Raw genomic sequence first — 19,472 nt, forward strand, 5'->3', positions numbered from 1 at the left:
TTTTACGTCCTACACTACTACACCAGATTAATTAGTATGTAATCCACACTCTCTGTTTCCTAACACTTTGGTAGGGTCAAAATATTTAAATTCGTTTGGTAAATTATGCTGTTCTAAATACACATCTAACTCTGCATCACTATAATAGTAGAATGGGCTTACTTTAAGCACTCCATCTCCACTCAAACTCAAAATATCAAGTGAATCTCTTAACGCTGTTTGTCCTTTTCTCAGGTTAGTAAACCAAACATCTGGTTTAAAATCTGTCATTGCTCTCTTAAAAGGTTCTAGCTTTACTTGTTCGGTAAACAACTTATGCTTAGGATCCTCGATATCAGGAATCCCCATCACCACATCTCTATGAGAAGAAGTTTGCTTAGGAACATACAGTTTAATGTTTAATTTCAATAACTCAATAACTTCCTCAGCATGTCTATATGTATTCGGTGTATTATAACCTGAATCACACCAAATCACTGGAATATCCGATAAAGCCTGAGCACATACATTTAATATGGCGGCTTCATAAGGTCTAAAGTTAGTTGTTACCACAGGTGTTTTTGCATTTAAAACAGCCCATTGAACAATTTCTAAAGGACTCTTATCCTTTAAAGTATTATTCAATCTTTCTATGTCTTTTTCTGTAAAGTTCATCTTTAATTTCTCTTTTCCTGTAATAGCAATTATTTTCCCCATTTGATTCGATTCCAAATTCTTTCATGAAAGAAATACAATATCATCTTTGTCACAAAATCAATTGATGCGATAGATGTAGCTAGAGCGATCTCTCCTGTTAACACATAAGAAACTATCAATGTATCCAACGTACCAACGATTCTCCAGCTAATAGCTTTTGCAACACTGCGCAAAGGCTTTTCTGAAGCTCTATCAGTTTCGTACGATGTTTTTTTCGTAGCTACTTTATCTAATATCATTTGATCTACAACCATTTTTTAATTAAAACCTATTACCCTATCGGAATAGTAGATTACTAAACAAATGTAGATATAAAATTCTATTATTAAGTCCAAAAAACTTTAAAAAATTACTAGAAATGAAATAATTATGATATTATTAATAAAAACCCTAGTAGATTAGTAGATTATTAACCAAATTATCTTAAATCCTCTGAATCAATCATAATAATATCTGTTTTTATAGTGGTACTATTGTTGAAGTTGTCCCATATTTTAAAACGAAGACTATGATATCCAGGATTTATATCTTCTAACGCGTATTCTATTACGCCGTTTTTATAAGTGTCGTTTTGATTTTTGAAAGAATTATTAAGAATAACCCTCTTTTCTTCATCACCATTAATGATCAATTCTATCTGATGCCCAAGACCTTCTGAAAGATTTATACCACTTTCATCACTAATAAATACTTCCATTTTCGTATTAGAGGTAATAACATTAATATCTTTAATCTCTTTACCTCCTAAAAGCATTTTAACCTTAGGGCTTTTGACATCTTTTGCTACAGCATTATTTATACCTCCCATTAAAACTTTGTCATATACACCAAATAAGTCTTTTGTAGTATTATCCTCTTGAGCATATAAACTTATTTTTCTAGTTCCCACAGCAACATCCATATCTTTTGGCAACACAAAACTGATATCAAATCGTCCTTTTTTAACTCTTGCATTACTTCGAACAACAACCTTATCTTGACTCTTATAATTCATCCTTATCAAATCACCTTTTGCATCTTTAATTCGATCATTTGCCAATGTTTCCCTATCTTTTTCTCTATCGAAAACTGTAAGTTGTATATTACCTTTAAAATCTTTCTTAACTCTTCCTTTATCATTTATCAATTGCCCGGATATTTTTACTTTATCTAACACCTTCAACGTATCTTTAAACTTATCGATCGGTATGTTATTAACATGAGTTATTTGAACTCCAGCAGAAGGCAATTGAAGCGACATTGCTGGATCACCAATAAAAAACACATTTCTTTTATCATGAAATCGTGAACTATTTTTTAACTTCAAGACTGCTTCTGCTGGTTTTAATGATGCTCCATTCTCTGAAAACAAAGACCTTATAACTTTATTATTTATTCTAATCCCACTACTCAAAAAAATCTCTCTTGTTGTTGCAATTAAACCTATTGCTCCTCCTTCCGGATTCTTAAAAAGATACTCTCCCACAGAAGTTGTATGCGGATTATCAAAACGGGTAGCCAAGCAAGTAACAGTAATAAACAAAGGAAGTCGATTGATATTTTTTAATTCCCTGGCTTCTTTTTTAGTAAAAAAGAATTCAATTCCAAAACCTTCTTCTTCTGCATGCCCGAAATAATCAACTACTGCTGCACCTCTGTGAATTCTTTTCACTAGATCTGAAGTGACTTTAGGATATTTTTGGCCACTGAAAGAGGTATGTTGCAGATATGAATCACTATACATCTTCGAAATATTCAAAAAAGGATATTTCACAACTATTGAATCCGACAATTTATCCAGATTTTCCTGAATCCCTCTTTCCCATCTTTTATCGATATCATCAGAAAGTAATAGTATATCATTTCGCCAATCCCCTAAAGAACTCTTTTGATGGTATCCTATAAATTTATTGACAAACTCATCTGCTTCCTTTGCATCGTTTACCAATATTCTCCCTATTACAATATCCAAGTCATCTTTTAACTGCATCGTTCCTTCTTCGGGATCCATCATAACAAAAAAATCATCTGAAATATATGATCTTGTATTAGAAAAACTATTGTAGCTTATAAAACTAGGAACATCATTTTTTTTAAAAGTTCCAAGAGGTGAAACTCCTTCTAACTTATTTTTGTAATCTATCGTAGCATTACCCATGAGGCAGACATAAGAAACTCTTTTATTTTCTTCAGAAGCATTACTATACACATACCTAATAAAATTCCGAATGGCGCCTATGTCTTTTTTTCCACTACTAAACTCATTATAAATTTTTTGTAATGAAACTACTTTTACTTTAAGACCATTATGAACTCTATGAAAATTTGCTAATTTGTTTGCTGCTCCTAACATCTCGTGTGTGGTAATAATCAAATAATCAATATCTAAGAACTTGCCTGTATCATCCAAAAAAATGGTCCCTTTTAAATTCTGATTTTCTACTTTCGATTCTTTTAGTAGCAAAGGAGTGTAAAAATGATTAAAAAAGACAGAGACGAACTTTCTTTCTTGATTCATTCGAATATTAAAATCAAATGTATTTTGAAGCGAATGGTTTTTATAGGCAGTAAGCTCCGAAAGATTTGTAACATCCCACACTTCTTCAATCTTACCAGCATTTGATAGCTGTACTGTTGCTATTTTATCTATATTTCGAGAAAGCGGCGTTCCAAATTCTAAAGGTTTATCCGTATTTATCAATAGTCTTTCTGTAGACACACTTATATAGTCTATAAAGGCTTTTCCTAAGGCTTTTTCATTAACAAAGTACTTTAAACCAAAACGTATAGAATCTGAATCTGTGCTAAAGTTTTTTTGCAATCGACCTTCTCTGGCGAATACATTATTAGAAGATGATGGAAAGCTAATCTTCTCCAGATCTCTCTCATTAATTTCAATTTCTAGTATAGAAGGTTTATAGGACTGGTTAGCAGCAATCAACGTATAGTGGATAGATGCTGTATCTACTTTATTAGGAAAATGGAAAGAAAAGCTTTTTTCTTCATTTTCTTTCATTTTATTACCAAACCATCTTCGCCCCATTAAACCAAGGTTAAAATCATCAATTTCATGAAACTGATAATCTATAAAAGATGTAATGAGCGTATCACCTTTTTTAATTGAATTCTTAGCTTCAGAAATACGCTTTCCTTTTTTACCATCTGCAGTGATAAAATAAAATGATCTATCATCATATAAATTTACGTGGGTTTTACTATCAGAATTATATTCATTAGTACCACGACCATAAAATAAGATGTAAGCATCTTTAGATAATTTACCATCTTTAATTCCAACAATTTTTATTGGATTCTCTATTAAATCAAAAGTAGTATTCTCTTTGTTTCTTAACGGTAACATAGAACCACCATTACCATAAACTTTTATAGTGGCTGGATCTATATTAGAAACATCCAACCCTAAATCTATCAAAAATTGATATGAGATTTTATGAACTCCTGTCTTAGCCACATAAAACTTATACCAATTTCCTGTTGTTAAAACTGAGTTCGATAATGGAATTTTAGATGCTTCTTGGAATGAAGGTTGTTGCAGATTCGCATGTGCTAATGCATCCATCCTTCCGGTGCATAATGCAACAAAATGAACTGCAAGGAAGCAAAAACTAATAACATTTAGTCTATTCATACTAAATTAATTACACCAACTAAATTCTTTTGAAAACAAATTAAATTACACAAAAGCATCTGTTAAATGTACTATATTTTTAGTGTTGGAATATCCAAATATTATACCATTATATCTTTTCCAAGGCTTGTTCTATATCCGCGATAATATCATCAATATGTTCTAAACCAACTGAACACCTTACCATTCCATCTGTTATCCCTACAGAAAGTTTATCCTCCGTTGCTAATTTACTATGTGTAGTAGATGCTGGATGGGTAACAATGGTTCTAGTATCTCCTAAATTCGCAGATAACGAACACATTTGAATACTGTCGAAAAAAGTTTTCCCTCCTTCTACTCCATTCGTAACTTCAAAGGCTACGATATTGCCTCCAAGTTTCATTTGTTTTTTGGCTACTTCATATTGCGGATGTGATTTCAAAAAAGGATACTTCACCCAATTCACCTTTGGATGTTCTTCTAAGAATTCTGCTAATTTCAATGCATTCCCACAATGACGATCCGCTCTAACCGCTAGTGTTTCTAGACTTTTAGACAACACCCAAGCATTAAAAGGAGATAAAGCAGGTCCTGTATTCCTCGAAAAAAGATAGATCTCCCGAATCAATTCCTTTTTACCAACAGTTACACCACCTAAAACTCTACCTTGACCATCAATCAATTTTGTGGCAGAATGAATTACTAAATCCGCTCCAAATTTTATTGGGTTTTGTAAGTAAGGTGTTGCAAAGCAATTATCAATTATCAATAATAAATTATGCTTTTTAGCAATTACCCCTAAAACTTCTAAATCCAAAACGTCCACTCCTGGATTCGTTGGAGATTCTGCATAAATAATCTTGGTATTAGACTGTATCAGACCCTCTATCGTATTTACTTCATTAACCTTAAAATAACTAGTTTCTATATTCCATTTAGGAAGATATTTTGTAAAAAGAGAATGGGTAGACCCAAACACTGATCTTGCTGAAATGATATGATCGCCAGCATTTAATAATGCTGCAAACGTAGAAAATACAGCTGCCATTCCAGTTGCAAATGCATATCCATCTTCTGCTCCTTCCAGCTTGCAAATTTTATCTACAAATTCTGTTGTGTTAGGATTACTAAATCTACTATATAGGTTTCTATCTTTTTCTTCAGCAAATGCAGCTCTCATTTCTTCGGAATCTTCAAAAACAAATCCCGATGTCATATACATTGGAGTAGAATGCTCTAAGAACTGAGTTTTTTCGGTTTGAGTCCTTATTGCTTGGGTTTCAAAATTGTGGCTTTTTAAGCTCATACTTCTTCGTTATTCACTACAACTTTATAATTGATTGTAGCTGTTGGTTCTAGTGTTTTAGAAACTGAACAATATTTTTCAAATGATAACTGAGCAGCTCTTTTTGCCTTTTCTGGCGAGATTTCTCCTTCTAAAAATACAGTTACCGAAATTTCTTTAAAAGGTTTTGCACCGTCTATTGCTACACGTGTTCCATCTACTTCTGCCCTGTACTCTGTAATCTCTTGTCGTTGTTTTTTTAATATAGAAATCACATCAATAGCACTACATCCTGCTACTCCCATCAACACATATTCCATTGGGCTTGGCGCAAGATCATGTCCACCCACTTCGGCTTTACTATCAATATAGGTCACATGACCTCTTTCATTCTTTAATTCGAAATGGTAATCGCTATCTATTCTTTTGAGTTGTATTTTCATTTTATTTTTAAGTTTCTTTATTCGCTAAGTTTATCCTTTTTCTGTTAATCTCAAAATATCACCAAAAACTCCTCTAGCAGTAACAGCTGCTCCCGCTCCTGCTCCCTGAATTACGATCGGTTGATCTCCATAAGATTCTGTGTAAATTTCGAATATAGAGTCGGATCCTTTTACCTGACCTAACGCGCTACTTTCTGGTACGGATACTAACGTAACATCTAAAATTCCTTTCTCTTCGAATAAATCACCATGTAAATCACCAATATAGCGTAAAACATGGTTAGGCTGCTGCTCGTCTTTTATTTTTTGATAAACAGGGTTTAACTCTTCTATCTTATTCAAAAAACTGCTCGCATCACCGCCTTGTAAGTTTTCAGGAATCAAATTATGAATATTGATATCTACAAACTCATTACTTAGGTCTAACTCTCTTGCCAAAATCAATAGCTTTCTACCTACATCATTTCCACATAAATCTTCTCTTGGATCTGGCTCTGTAAACCCTTTATCCATTGCCTCTTGTAATACTTCACTGAATACTCCATCCTCTTTAGAAAACGTATTAAATAAATAACTAAGAGATCCCGAAAAAACACCTTTAATTCTGGTAATATTTTCACCCGATAAATGTAGCAGTTTTATCGTATCAATTAAAGGCAAACCTGCCCCTACATTAGTTTCGTATAAATATTGTTTCTGATACTGTTCTAATTTACTTCGTAAATTTTTATAAAAATCAAAACTTAAAGTATTCGCAATCTTATTAGAAGACACGATATCAAAACCATTCTCTACTAACTTCAGGTAATTATCAGTAAACTCCTTGCTTGCTGTATTATCCACTGCAATTAAGTTTTCTAAATGGTATTGGTTGGCAAAATCAATTATATCCTGAATACTATAAGCTATTCCTTCATTTATATTTGATTGCCAATTAGCATCCACTCCTTTTGGATCCAAAAGCACCTTTCTGGAATTTGCTACTGCAAAAATATTAAGGTCGATTTTTTTTCTTTTTTTAATTTTCTCCGCAGACTCTAAAATTTGATTGATTAAGGTTCCTCCAACCAATCCATGACCAAAAATGGCAATATTAATTTTTTTCGTTACTCCGAAAATCTCTCCATGAATTACATTTAAAGCCTTATTAAGCTGCTTTTTATAAACGACCAGACTCACATTATTGCCAGAAACAGTATTATTAAAAAGTAACGGAATAACCTGATTTTTAATGAGTGCATTATATGGTCTATGAAACGTACTTAAATCCTGTCCGATAATAGAAATTACAGAAACCTCATCCTCTACCGTAATCGTATTTACATCTTGTGTCTGAAAATCCACTTCGAATTCTTGTTCCAGGACTTTTTTGGCTTCATCTGCTTTTTCTGAAGCTACCACTAATCCTATCCCTCTTTCTGAAGAACCTTGGGAAATAATACTTACACTTATATTCTTGTAAGCAAGCGCTGTAAATATTCTAGCATCTACTCCTACTTTTCCAAGAAGTCCCCTTCCTTCTAAATTAATTAAAGACACATTTTCTAAAACAGACAAAGATTTAATTCCTTTTTTACTTGCTTCAGAAGTAATTAATGTCCCATTATCATTATGATCAAAGGTGTTTAAAATTCGTAATGGAATATCCTTCTCGATTAAAGGAATAATGGTTTTTGCATGTAAAATATTAGCTCCAAAATAAGCTAATTCATTAGCCTCTGTAAAAGATAGCTTTTCTATTTTTTTGGCATCAGCTACCAGATCTGGGTTCGCTGTATAAATACCATTTACGTGGGTGAAGTTTTGCAACTCCTCTGCATCTAAATAGTTTGCTAATAATGCAGCCGTATAATTACTTCCATTTCTACCCAAAGTAGTTGTTTCATTCTTCGTATTCGAAGCTATAAAACCAGTTACTATATTTACTGTATCTCCGTTATACTTTTTAAAATGATTCACCACATTTTCTTTAGATAACTTCTCTAGCGGTTGTGCTTCTCCAAAGGTAGCATCCGTTTTAATTAAAGCTCTACTATCTGTAAAATTAGCATTTACACCTCTTTCCTGCAGCAGATGGGTAAGCAATTTAGCAGAAATCACTTCTCCTTGAGATAATACTTGATCCTTGATTCTTTTACTATAATCACCTAATAAAGAAACTCCTTCAAATAATTTATCCAAGGTTTCAAATTCTATATCTGCATTGAAATTAGCATACTCTGCCAATTGATATTTTTTGAATGCAGCAAGCTGTTCTTGGTAGCTTTCATTATTTACTGCTTTTTCCAAAATTTCTTCCAACTCATCAGTGGACTTCCCTCTAGCAGAAAGTACAACAGCCAAAGCTTCTCCACTCTTTGCCTTATCTTCTATTATATCTACCACTTTATGGATTCCTTTTCCATTGGCAAGTGATTTTCCTCCAAATTTTAGAATTTTCATTTTCTAATTAATTTTAAAATACATCAGATAACAATTCACCTAGCTGATCAAATTCTATTAAAAAAGCATCATGTCCATGCACTGAATCTATCATGTGATGTGCAATATTTGTTTTCACCTTTTTAAGTTCTTCAAAAGTGGCCATATCTTCACTAGCAGTAAAAAAACCATCTGAATTCACACTTATGATATGAATATCAGATGCTATTGTAGCTACCACATCGCTAAAGCTTCCTCTTCCCTCTGTTATATCGATATTAGCTAGAATATAATTGAGTTGCTTATATGCTGAAAGTGTAAACCGTTCCTTTAATTTTTCTCCATGATGTAACAGCCAACTTTCTACATTATACATCTTCTGTTCATCATTAAAACTTCTATCAAATTTCTGTTTAAAAGATTCCGGAGATCTATAAATCAACATGGCATGTAATCTAGCATCATAAACAGGATTCTTAGAATTCTGCAAAATTTGTAGTTGTACCAAGCAATTTGCTTTTAACCAATCTGTAGATTTCCAATCCGTAGCTACTGGAATTAAATGTTTAATCAGCTTTGGCTTCAATGCTGCTAATTCCCATGCTATTCCCCCACCGACAGACCCACCAATGGCGGCGTACAATGTTTTTATATCTAATTGTTCTAACCCTTCAGCAAAAATCCTGGCGATATCTCTCGCAGTAAACAATTGATAATCGGAAATCAAATTATCTTCATCCCCATCATAACCGTTACCCGGAATATTAAAAGCAATTATTGTATATTTATTGATATCGATACATTTACCAGATCCTATAAGCCCATTCCACCAACCATTTGTTCCACAGACATTAGAATTCCCAGTCAAAGCATGATTTACTAAAACTATAGGAGCTGTATTCAATGGTTTTCCAAACACTTCATAGAACAAAGGAAATTGTGCTACTTTTTGCCCATTTACTGTTATAAAATCCGTTATTTGAACTTTTTGAAGCATAGAATTATGTAACTTCATCTGATATGGCTAACCCTTATTCATCTTCAAAAGAATAAGAATTAACCATCAACCTGATATATGATTCTTAATTAACTTTTTGAGCTACTTTTGCAAAGGCTCCTTTTAAATCTGTTTTTAAATCTTCTACATTTTCTAACCCTACAGAAAGTCTAATCAAATCCTGTGTAACTCCTGTTGATTCTTGCTGTTCTGGAGTAAGCTGTTGATGTGTAGTGCTTGCTGGATGGATAATTAAAGATTTAGAATCTCCAATATTTGCCAATAAAGAGAAAATCTCAGTCTCATTCGCTACAGTTTTAGCAGAATCAAACCCTCCTTTTACACCAAAAGTAATAATACCACTCTGTCCTTTTGGAAGATATTTATTAGCAAGCTCATGATAGGTATCGCTCTCCAATCCTGGATATTTTACCCAAGTCACTTCATCTTGCTCTTGTAACCATTTAGCTAATGCTAATGCATTTTCGCTGTGCTTTTTAATTCTAATCTCAAGTGTTTCTAAACCTTGTAAAATTTGGAATGCGTTAAAAGGACTTAAAGCAGCACCATGATCCCTCAAGCCTTCTATTCTAATTTTAGCAATAAAAGCTGCAGCTCCCAATGTATCATGATATACTAAACCATGATATCCTGCGGAAGGCTCGGTAAATTCTGGAAATTTCCCACTTGACCAATCAAAAGTTCCTGCATCTATGACAACACCTCCAAGAGAAGTTCCATTACCACTGATATATTTTGTTAACGAATGGATTACAATATTGGCACCGTGTTCAATTGGGTTTAATAATGCTGGTGTAGCCACTGTGTTATCCACAATTAAAGGCACTTTGTAAGCTTTTGCTTCTTTAGAAATAGCTTTAAGATCCAGAACATCTAGTTTAGGATTACCCAAGGATTCTACAAAGAATACTCTGGTATTTTCCTGAACGGCATTTTTAAAGTTTTCAGCATCCGAAGGATCCACAAAAGTGGTAGTAATTCCAAATCTTGGTAATGTTACATTTAATAGATTATAGGTTCCTCCATATAGACTACTAGAAGCTACTATATGATCTCCTGATTTAAGAAGCGTAAGTAAGGTAGTATTTATGGCAGCGGTTCCTGATGCAGTAACAACTGCTGCGATACCTCCTTCTAAAGCTGCCAATCGTTGTTCTAAAATATCATTTGTAGGATTATTTAGTCTTGTATAAATAAATCCTGGCTCTGATAAGTTAAATAAATTAGCAGCATGATCTGCATCATTAAAAACGTAAGATGTTGTTTGGTAGATCGGAACTGCTCTGGTTCCGCCGTTAGTTTTAACATCGTGACCTGCGTGTAAAGCTTCTGTTGCAAATTTTTGTGCACTCATAATTTTCTATTTTTAAATTTTAAATAATTGATAAAATTCAAATACATCAGTCACTTAAAGTGGCTGCATGGAAAATTAAAAAGAAAGGAAATAACAATTACAAGAATAGTAATTGCATTGAGTTATCTTTTTCGTCAAATGACGAATAGAATTTAGCACCTTCTTTATGACTAAAGGGTTGCTAAGGTTTCATAGGGTCTATTCCCTCCACCTTTCTTAATAACTTACTAACATGTATAAGAAACTTCGAAGCAAAACTAAGAATTATTTTTCAACTAGAAACAATTTGTCTTAAAAATTATTTTGATCTAAAAAAACACCCTCTAAAAGTTTTTCTTCTTGTAAATAAATTAATGATACGTTAAATACTTTCGAATATTATCATTTTTTTTACCTTTGCCGAATTAATAAAAAAAGGGATAGATTTGACTGATTGCAACCCTAAAGAGCTGACATTGTACTATGACTAGATCAATTCAGTGAATAAATGCTAAAGCAGTTCGATATAATATTATTTCAAATCGAAAGCTTCTTTACTTGCAATCCTTCTTATTTATTATAGTTTATTCTATAAAAACAACAAAAAATGGCGTATTTATTTACTTCAGAAAGTGTATCTGAAGGACATCCGGATAAAGTAGCAGATCAAATTAGTGATGCTTTATTAGATAATTTTCTAGCTTTTGATAAGGATTCCAAGGTAGCTTGTGAAACTTTAGTAACAACTGGACAAGTAGTTCTTGCTGGAGAGGTAAAATCTAAAACATATCTTGATGTACAACAAATAGCAAGAGAAGTAATTAATGATATAGGATACACTAAAGGAGCATATCAGTTCAGCGGTGATTCTTGTGGTGTTATTTCTTTAATACATGAACAATCGCAGGATATTAACCAAGGAGTAGATAGAGAAACGAAAGAAGAGCAAGGTGCAGGTGATCAAGGAATGATGTTTGGATACGCTACTAAGGAAACGGAAAATTATATGCCGTTGGCTTTAGATATTTCACACAAAATCTTAATCGAACTAGCAAAATTAAGAAGAGAAGGCACTGAAATTCCTTATCTGCGACCAGACTCTAAAAGTCAGGTTACTATAGAGTATAGTGATGACAATGTACCTCAACGTATTGTAGCAATTGTTGTATCTACTCAACACGATGATTTTGATATTGACGATGAAGTGATGCTAGCAAAAATTAAAAATGATATTGTATCTATTTTGATTCCTAGAGTAATCGCTCAACTACCAAAATATGTTCAAGATTTATTTAATGATCAGATCACGTATCATATAAATCCAACAGGTAAGTTCGTAATTGGTGGACCACATGGAGATACTGGTCTTACTGGAAGAAAAATCATAGTAGATACCTATGGTGGAAAAGGAGCTCATGGTGGAGGTGCTTTTTCTGGAAAGGACCCTAGTAAAGTAGATCGTTCTGCAGCGTATGCTTCTAGACATATTGCAAAAAACTTAGTAGCAGCAGGCGTAGCTAGTGAAGTATTAGTACAGGTTTCTTATGCTATTGGTGTGGTGGAACCAACTTCGATTTTTGTTGACACCTACGGAACTAGTACTTTAGGTATTACTGATGGAGAAATCGCTGAAAAAGTAGCTAACATTTTTGATATGAGACCGGCTGCTATTGAAGAACGCTTAAAACTACGTAATCCAATTTATAAAGAAACTGCAGCATACGGACATATGGGTAAGCAACCTAAACTTGTAACAAAAGTATTTGAAAGTCCTTATTCTGGGAAGGTTGAAAAAGAGGTAGAATTATTTACTTGGGAAAAGCTTGATTATGTAGATCAGGTAAAAAAAGTTTTTCAGATATAACTATATCGTAATTTTCACGTAACTTTATAGCCTCCAACACTTTATATATTTGGAATTATATCATTTTTAATTGATCATATTTTCGGATACTATAAGAAGACCTACGAATACTAAATTATTAAAATAAAGGTTATCATTTTAAAATATATTTAGTCTTGATAATCAATTTTTCAAAAAGTATTAAAATGAAAATAAAAATTGCTGTTACTTTTATAATGCTTTGTGTTTTTGGTTTTTCTTTTGGACAAGATTACAAAAACAACACAAAATCAATTAAAGAAGTTGATCTTAAAATTGAAGAAGGATCTTATAATGAAGACAACTCTGTTTCTGCAGATAGACTTATTATAAAAACTCCAGAGGAGTCCGAATCAGCATCAAAAGATATTTCATCGAGACCATATTCTGATGAAGAATGGGCAGATATCAAAAAGCAGATGCTAACTACTAAACAAAGAATGAAAGACCAGAAAGAAATCTTTGCTTCTAAATTAGTAGATACAGTTTTTGTATTAATTCCACCTACAACAAGTGATAAATCGCAACTATCAGGTTGGTAAAAAAATAATTCATTATAGTTAAAAAAGGATGTCAAGAAGTTGACATCCTTTTTTGTTTATACACATAAATTAAAGATGTTCTATAGTGCTAGGGGATAATTCCTGATCAAAAAGGGACATTTTCCCTCTGTTTTGGAATGATAATATAAATTAATTTAGCAACTGTAAATCAAGTAATTAAAAACCCATCTATTATGAGACTGAGAATATTATTAACTATCGCTTTGATTTGGTCTGGTCAAAATCTTATTGGACAAGCTACTACTATGGAGAATACAAATACTACATCAACGTATTCTTCTAACACTGAAAATGATAAAAACAAGAAAGCTAACAACAAGAAAGCATTGAAGGATGCTGATAGAGAATGGAGAAAAATAAAAAGAGAAATTAGACGAAATAAAAGAAGAATAGCTAAGAGCAAAGACGGTATTCATAGTTATAAAACTGTAGACACAATATTTGTGGAAATAAAGGTATCAAAAGTCAATACTCAGATCACGGAGTGGTAGTAATCATCTGCTTAATTGACTTCAAAATGAACTTTACTATTAAAAACGGGATTTTACCAAAAAAAGGGGTATTAACCTGTGACTGATATCAAGGTTTTAATGTATTTTTAGAGTAAGATTTATAAAGATAACTTTATCCTATTTGGATACAATAGATTGCCATCTTAACCAAAACTATTGACAGCATTCTTTCTTTTTAAAATCTAAATACGCTTAAAAATATCAAAAACTTAAAACCATACCCATCATGCCGAAATCAAATTATTGTTTAATTGATCCAGACGGTGGCTCTTTAAAAGTTAGAGTAACCGCCAATAACGGAATTAGATCCGGATCAATTTTTGTTCTGTGGGAACTTCAAAACGGGAAATGGGAAAAGAAAGAGAAATTTAATGTTATTACTGGTGATGATGGTGTAGATGAATTTATTCTATTAGAAAAACCGAACGAAATAGAAAATGATTCTCTTGCATGGTCTATCAATGCTTGTTCTTCTATACCAAATGTGTTACGAGGAGAATTTAGTATTACTGTGATACAAGATGGAAAAAATCGATGGACAAAGCAATCATCGCGTCTTGTTCCTAAATGTTCTGATGGAAAACAATTAAAATTTGGGAATCATGTGATTTTCAAACATCTTATCAATGATAACTTTTCAACTTCTGACCTATGGAAAGACACAGAATAAGTTATCTACTACTAATAAGTTTTATTACACTTGTTGGGTATTCGCAAGATTCCGAATTACCTGGTGATAATCAAGGTGCCTACGCTTTTAAGCTGGATTACAATGTTCCTGAGAGTCCTGCTTTCGCGGTGCTAGATGCCAATCCTACAACTATCATGAGAGCTAGTACTCCTCAAGAAATTATTACGCAACTGGCTAGTAATTTTTTAAGCGGTAATGAAGTAAGCCCTGGATTGGCTTTTGATTTCAATCCATATTTCGCTTTTGGTGGCAGACTAAAAAGTGTAAAAGAATACAGAAATAGTTATGGGAAAAGATTTCTTGCAAATCTCCAATTTTCTATCGCTACTATAAATTCTATGGATTTCCCTGACGATTTGTTATTTTCTGGAGGACTAAGAGCTACACTATTTGACAGTAAAGATCTTATATTCGATGAAGAACTAGGAAAAGATATTGATAATGCGCTACTCCCCGATACAGATCCAGGACCTATGAATTCCGATGATGCGGGAACCGTTGTAGATAATCCTGCTCTAAAACAAGCATACATAAATGCAAAAACTCGCTACATGGAAAAAGCTGGAGGTTCTCTAGCCCTAGGATATGCTATTGCTGGTAGAGCAAGAGATAACTCTTTTAAAACCGACAGCATTGTTACCTATAGACATCAAGCTTGGCTTGTAGGTCAATATGATTTCGGTAAAAGTGGAATGAGTATTAATGGAATGATTATGTATCGTTATGAACAAACACCGCAAGCTACGGATAATGACGGATTCATTAGTGGAATTGCACTTAGAAAATATGAACAAAAACTAATTTTATCTGCAGAAGCGTATCATAATAGTATAACAGAAAGTATAGATTTTGGTGGATATGCTGAGGCATATTTAATTCCGAGTATTACTCTTTTTGTATCCCTAAAGAAAGAAACTAACGCAATTACTGGTGACGAAGATGTTATTCTAAAACCAGGAATTAAATGGAATTTTAGTCAAGCAAAAAAATGAAGTATAAAAGACACAAATAATCTAAGTAAAAATTCAATACTGATCCAATACTCATGAAACCGACAATAACCATCTTATACAATGTTGTACTAGCTATTACCTCAGTGTTACTTTTGTATAGTTACTTTTATGTGCTGGTATATGATAAAGATTTTTTTGATGAGGAAGAAAATAAGAAGGCAGACAAACAAGAAGCAATAAATGCAAACAACAATGCTGTGGATTCCTCTACCGTTGCTGTGCAACCTATGCCATCGAAACCCATTGAAATAGATACAATCATTAGAGATACTACCAAAGCAGCCATATCTAAAACACGGGTAAATTTAGCAGTTTCTACCGATGCAAAGAAGAATAAACTTACACCAGATGAACAAGAAGAAGAAGAAGAAGAGATCGCGAAAGATGTTGAGCACGTTAATTTTCTAGACATGCTTGTTGTAATGTTTCTAGCAGGAATGTTAGGAGGTGTATTAGCGAATCTAAGAGGTATTTTTGAATTTTACCGAGAAGAACAATCTTTTCCAGATAATTTATTTATTCCCTATCTTATTAGACCTTTAACGGCTGCCATATCTGGATTATTAATCTTTTTTATATCACATCTTATCATTTCTTCTACTGCTAATCCAAGTTATGACAATGAATATATTTCATTTAGAGGAATGGTATCTTTTATGAGTCTTGCTATTATTTCTGGTTTTGCCTCTCAGGAATTTACTGAAAGATTAAAAGCCGCAGCAGGTACGCTATTTGGTATTACTCCTACCGAAACCTCAGGGAAACTAGGCACTCCTGTTAGTCCCGAAGCACCAGATACAGCTCCTGACCCTAGCAATCCAAATGATAATGATGATGTAAGTACGGATATACATTCTAATGAAGACACCTCTGAAACATCCCCAGTAAATATCCCTACAACCCCACCTGCTCCGCAAATGCAACAAAAGATTAGTAAATCGAGATATATGAATCGAGATTAAGTAAGCTTTTTTTTGCTAAACATCCCCTAGAAAATTTTGTCACCGAATCTGTGATAAAATAAAATGTTTGTATAACAAATAACATAAGAAATCATGGGAAAAACACTTCGTGTATGTTTAGCGATGGGAGGAGGAGTTTCATTAGGCTCTTTTTCTGGTGCGGCGTTAACAGAAGCACTAAAATTATTAGTTCTTTATGGTAAAGACAATGACAATAATGACTATGATCAGGTAATCGTAGATGGTATGAGTGGAGCAAGTGCAGGAGCTATTGCTTTAACAATAATGCTTAAATGTCTTATAGATTATCGCTCTATGATTCCATTGGTAAATAACCAGCTTACCGAACAGGATTTATTAAATGAAATTATCAAAGAATACTTCTCCGATGATGTCGCTAAAGCAGAAAAACACAAAAGTAAGTTTGAAACCTTAAAAGCGCTTCAACTAGCACAAAAAATCCAGCATAAACTATGGGTTAAAGAAGTAGATTCTGTAAAACTATATAATAACGAAAATCGCTCTAAAAACCCTATAAAACCAAACGAGTCTTTCTCTTTATTAGACCGAAAATTATTAGAAGATCTTACGAAGAACTATTTAATGACTTCTGATGGAGTTGATGTTTCCAGAAGGCAGTTATTAGATCCTAAGAGAGTCATTTTTGCTTGTTCTCTTACTAACTTATTGCCTATTGAAATTGACTTTTCTAAAGGTAATACCAGTGGAAATTCTGATAAGGATCGATTACAACAGAACTTTTTAAAATCTGTAGGATCAGAAAATCACTCAGAACTGCGAGTTATAGATTTTGTTTTCGATGAAACAGCAATTGAAAAAGACGGCAAAGAAACCGATTCGCGTTGGCTAAAATTTTGCAGTAACCCAAAACCAAACCAGCCCACACACTTCAAAATGACAGACAGGAGTGCGTGGGCTACTATATCGGCTTCAGCACTTGGTTGTGGAGCCTTTCCTATTGCCTTTGAACCCGTGATCTTAAAACGATACAAAGCAGAATTTGGTGATTCCGAAAAGCATACTAGTTGGCCTTCTTCTTTTAGCAAAATACAACAGGAAATCGTAGGTCATCAGCATAAGAACAACAACACCTTTACACAGAACAGCTACTTTGCTGAAGAGAACAACAATACTTTAGATTATGAATCTTTTAATTTCCCATATATCGACGGAGGTACTTTTAATAACGAACCCATTCGAGAAGCTTTTAAAATAGGAACTTTTCAGGATTTTGGACGAATAACAAACAATGAAGAAAGACTAATCCTATTTGTAGATCCTATTGTACGAAAAGAACAATATCATTCTTTTAAAATATCCGCCTTTTCACCAGTAAAAAAATCGGGAAACGAAGTTTCTTTCAAGAAAGAATTGGGCAAGCTTTTTGGCAATGTATCTAGTATATTAGGAGTACTCACCAATCAGGGAAGCATTAAAGAAGAGCATAAAATAATTGATATACAAGAAAATTTCGAGCTTAGGAAAACCATCTTCAAATATTTGGATGCTAATACAGATATGAGTCATAACCTAACTGTAGAAATCATTGCAACCGCTTTTAATAAGATTACCAAAAATCTTCAAAATGGCATGATATCTCTAGGAACTCGAGATCCTATGATCTATTTTCTTGCTGAAATTGAAAAAAATTGCAAAGATTCATCTTTAAATCACGAAGCTTGTATCCACTTGGAATTAGATGATCTGGAAAAACTGAAAAAATTAATCGACAATACTATAGCAACATCTAAATCCTTAGATATTGCAACCGTATATAACACTCTAAAACTTACTAAAAAAGAGAATCAAAACGTATTTGCGCAGACCGTTTTTAAAGTGATCGCTGATTTTGCACTAAATACGGATGGTAAAAATGAGAATGCATATCGTGCTGCCATCCTTCCGATTAACAAAACTCTTAATACGATAGAACTCCCTGGAAGTGAAATTGAAGCTTTTGGTGGGTTTGCCTCAGAGAAAGCAAGAAACTATTCCTTTGCCTTTGCACGTTTAAGTACTTTAATATCTTTAAAAGAAAGTTTAGGCGGCTTTAGACCCAACAGACCTTTTATTGCAAGCGATAACTTCCTGAATTTTGAAAAAAAACTCACCGATCAAATCGAAGAAATTGACTTTTTTAATAATAAGGGTACTTATGCAGCGGCATTAGAACAAAACCTTTTCAATCCTTCTGTTACACGATTAAAAGGAGTACTATTAAGTAATAAATATTTGAAATTTATTTTATTAAAAATACCGTTCGTAGCAACATCATTATTAGGTACTCTAGCAATGCCTATTGTATCCGCTGGATTGTTTGTTTCTTCGATTTTTAAAAAATCACCTTGGCGAGGATCAAATATTTTAAAAAATCTTATACGTAAAGGAGTTGATCAAATAAATTATATGCCCTTGGAACCGGTTACTATTTCTATTCTTAGTGATATACAGCTCAATAAAAAACTTATGTTTCGTTGTGCAGATGATACTATAAAAAAAGGAAAGGCTGTTGAGCATGTTATTAAAATTTCAGGAAACAAAAAGAGGTATCAGTACTATTTCCAAGTATCACTTTTAGAATATATAAAACAGCAAAATATCTTAAGAACCAATGCTACTTCACAAAACGCAGATTTCCTAAAAATAGACTCCATAGAAATCGATCGACTTGGTTTATCACTATCAGACAAGGTACAAATGCCCAACGATATTGATGGTAATTTATATCCTAAACGTAAACGTATTGCTATCGAAAATAACTATAAAGATATTATCATAGAAATGCGATTGGATAAATTCAATCTTCCATTGATAAAACCATCTATTAATGATGAAAATACCTCTTTACATTATTCACTAAAAAACATTAATTATCATGTAAATCCATTATTAGAAATTGATTTACAAAAACTATCAAATGGACAAGAAGGATGGTATTTTAAAGAACAAACCGAATCTTTAGACAAAAAATTACTACGAGAATAGTATATTACTAATCTAACCGTATTATAAATCATCAAAA

The 19,472-nt window shown here is 32.9% G+C and carries 15 protein-coding genes and 1 riboswitch; of the genes, 7 read left to right on the plus strand and 8 right to left on the minus strand.

The window, feature by feature from the left end; translation table 11 throughout:
* Window positions 1–27: 27 nt before the first annotated feature.
* The 8 genes from ACWNT5_RS01015 to ACWNT5_RS01050 form a co-directional block, all read right to left on the minus strand.
* On the minus strand, window positions 28–654 hold the full coding sequence (locus ACWNT5_RS01015) for a phosphoadenosine phosphosulfate reductase domain-containing protein (protein WP_456516698.1): 627 nt from the start codon (window positions 652–654) through the stop codon (window positions 28–30).
* A gap of 29 nt (window positions 655–683) precedes the next feature.
* Complete coding sequence (locus ACWNT5_RS01020; RefSeq protein ID WP_299603149.1) at window positions 684–950, minus strand: DUF2061 domain-containing protein; 267 nt, start codon at window positions 948–950, stop codon at window positions 684–686.
* Between the two features lie 164 nt (window positions 951–1,114).
* Window positions 1,115–4,324: a type IX secretion system sortase PorU gene (porU, locus tag ACWNT5_RS01025; RefSeq protein ID WP_456516352.1), complete on the minus strand. Its 3,210-nt coding sequence runs from the start codon at window positions 4,322–4,324 to the stop codon at window positions 1,115–1,117.
* 109 nt (window positions 4,325–4,433) lie between these two features.
* The gene (locus ACWNT5_RS01030; RefSeq protein WP_456516353.1) at window positions 4,434–5,612 is read right to left on the minus strand and encodes a trans-sulfuration enzyme family protein; all 1,179 of its coding nucleotides are present in this window, start codon (window positions 5,610–5,612) and stop codon (window positions 4,434–4,436) included.
* The gene (locus tag ACWNT5_RS01035) at window positions 5,609–6,034 is read right to left on the minus strand and encodes an OsmC family protein (protein ID WP_299603157.1); all 426 of its coding nucleotides are present in this window, start codon (window positions 6,032–6,034) and stop codon (window positions 5,609–5,611) included. The genes ACWNT5_RS01030 and ACWNT5_RS01035 overlap by 4 nt, the downstream gene beginning before the upstream one ends.
* 30 nt (window positions 6,035–6,064) lie before the next feature.
* Complete coding sequence (thrA, locus tag ACWNT5_RS01040; protein ID WP_456516354.1) at window positions 6,065–8,476, minus strand: bifunctional aspartate kinase/homoserine dehydrogenase I; 2,412 nt, start codon at window positions 8,474–8,476, stop codon at window positions 6,065–6,067.
* A 13-nt stretch (window positions 8,477–8,489) separates the two neighbouring features.
* Window positions 8,490–9,470, minus strand: coding sequence for an alpha/beta fold hydrolase (locus ACWNT5_RS01045; RefSeq protein WP_456516355.1), 981 nt, complete (start codon window positions 9,468–9,470; stop codon window positions 8,490–8,492).
* 67 nt (window positions 9,471–9,537) lie between these two features.
* Entirely contained in the window at window positions 9,538–10,827 is a 1,290-nt protein-coding gene (locus tag ACWNT5_RS01050) for an O-acetylhomoserine aminocarboxypropyltransferase/cysteine synthase family protein (protein ID WP_299603165.1), read from the minus strand.
* Window positions 10,828–10,946: 119 nt separating this feature from the next.
* Window positions 10,947–11,053, minus strand: a riboswitch (SAM riboswitch).
* Window positions 11,054–11,413: 360 nt separating this feature from the next.
* Between ACWNT5_RS01050 and metK the strand changes: the two genes are divergently transcribed.
* The 7 genes from metK to ACWNT5_RS01085 all read left to right on the plus strand — a co-directional run bounded on the left by metK (window position 11,414) and on the right by ACWNT5_RS01085 (window position 19,435).
* Window positions 11,414–12,670: a methionine adenosyltransferase gene (gene metK / locus ACWNT5_RS01055; RefSeq protein WP_299603168.1), complete on the plus strand. Its 1,257-nt coding sequence runs from the start codon at window positions 11,414–11,416 to the stop codon at window positions 12,668–12,670.
* A 185-nt stretch (window positions 12,671–12,855) separates the two neighbouring features.
* Window positions 12,856–13,230: a hypothetical protein gene (locus tag ACWNT5_RS01060; protein ID WP_456516356.1), complete on the plus strand. Its 375-nt coding sequence runs from the start codon at window positions 12,856–12,858 to the stop codon at window positions 13,228–13,230.
* A gap of 194 nt (window positions 13,231–13,424) precedes the next feature.
* Complete coding sequence (locus ACWNT5_RS01065) at window positions 13,425–13,742, plus strand: hypothetical protein (protein ID WP_456516357.1); 318 nt, start codon at window positions 13,425–13,427, stop codon at window positions 13,740–13,742.
* A gap of 247 nt (window positions 13,743–13,989) precedes the next feature.
* On the plus strand, window positions 13,990–14,433 hold the full coding sequence (locus tag ACWNT5_RS01070) for a hypothetical protein (RefSeq protein WP_299603176.1): 444 nt from the start codon (window positions 13,990–13,992) through the stop codon (window positions 14,431–14,433).
* Window positions 14,415–15,446 carry a hypothetical protein gene (locus ACWNT5_RS01075; protein ID WP_456516358.1) on the plus strand — a complete coding sequence of 344 codons (1,032 nt, stop codon included), beginning with the start codon at window positions 14,415–14,417 and terminating at the stop codon, window positions 15,444–15,446. The genes ACWNT5_RS01070 and ACWNT5_RS01075 overlap by 19 nt, the downstream gene beginning before the upstream one ends.
* Before the next feature lie 53 nt (window positions 15,447–15,499).
* Window positions 15,500–16,429: a hypothetical protein gene (locus ACWNT5_RS01080; RefSeq protein WP_456516359.1), complete on the plus strand. Its 930-nt coding sequence runs from the start codon at window positions 15,500–15,502 to the stop codon at window positions 16,427–16,429.
* Window positions 16,430–16,522: 93 nt separating this feature from the next.
* A complete protein-coding gene (locus ACWNT5_RS01085; protein ID WP_456516360.1) occupies window positions 16,523–19,435 on the plus strand; it encodes a patatin-like phospholipase family protein in 2,913 nt (970 codons plus the stop codon).
* The last annotated feature ends 37 nt before the right edge of the window (window positions 19,436–19,472 follow it).

The sequence above is a fragment of the Aquimarina sp. 433 genome, from assembly GCF_054054605.1.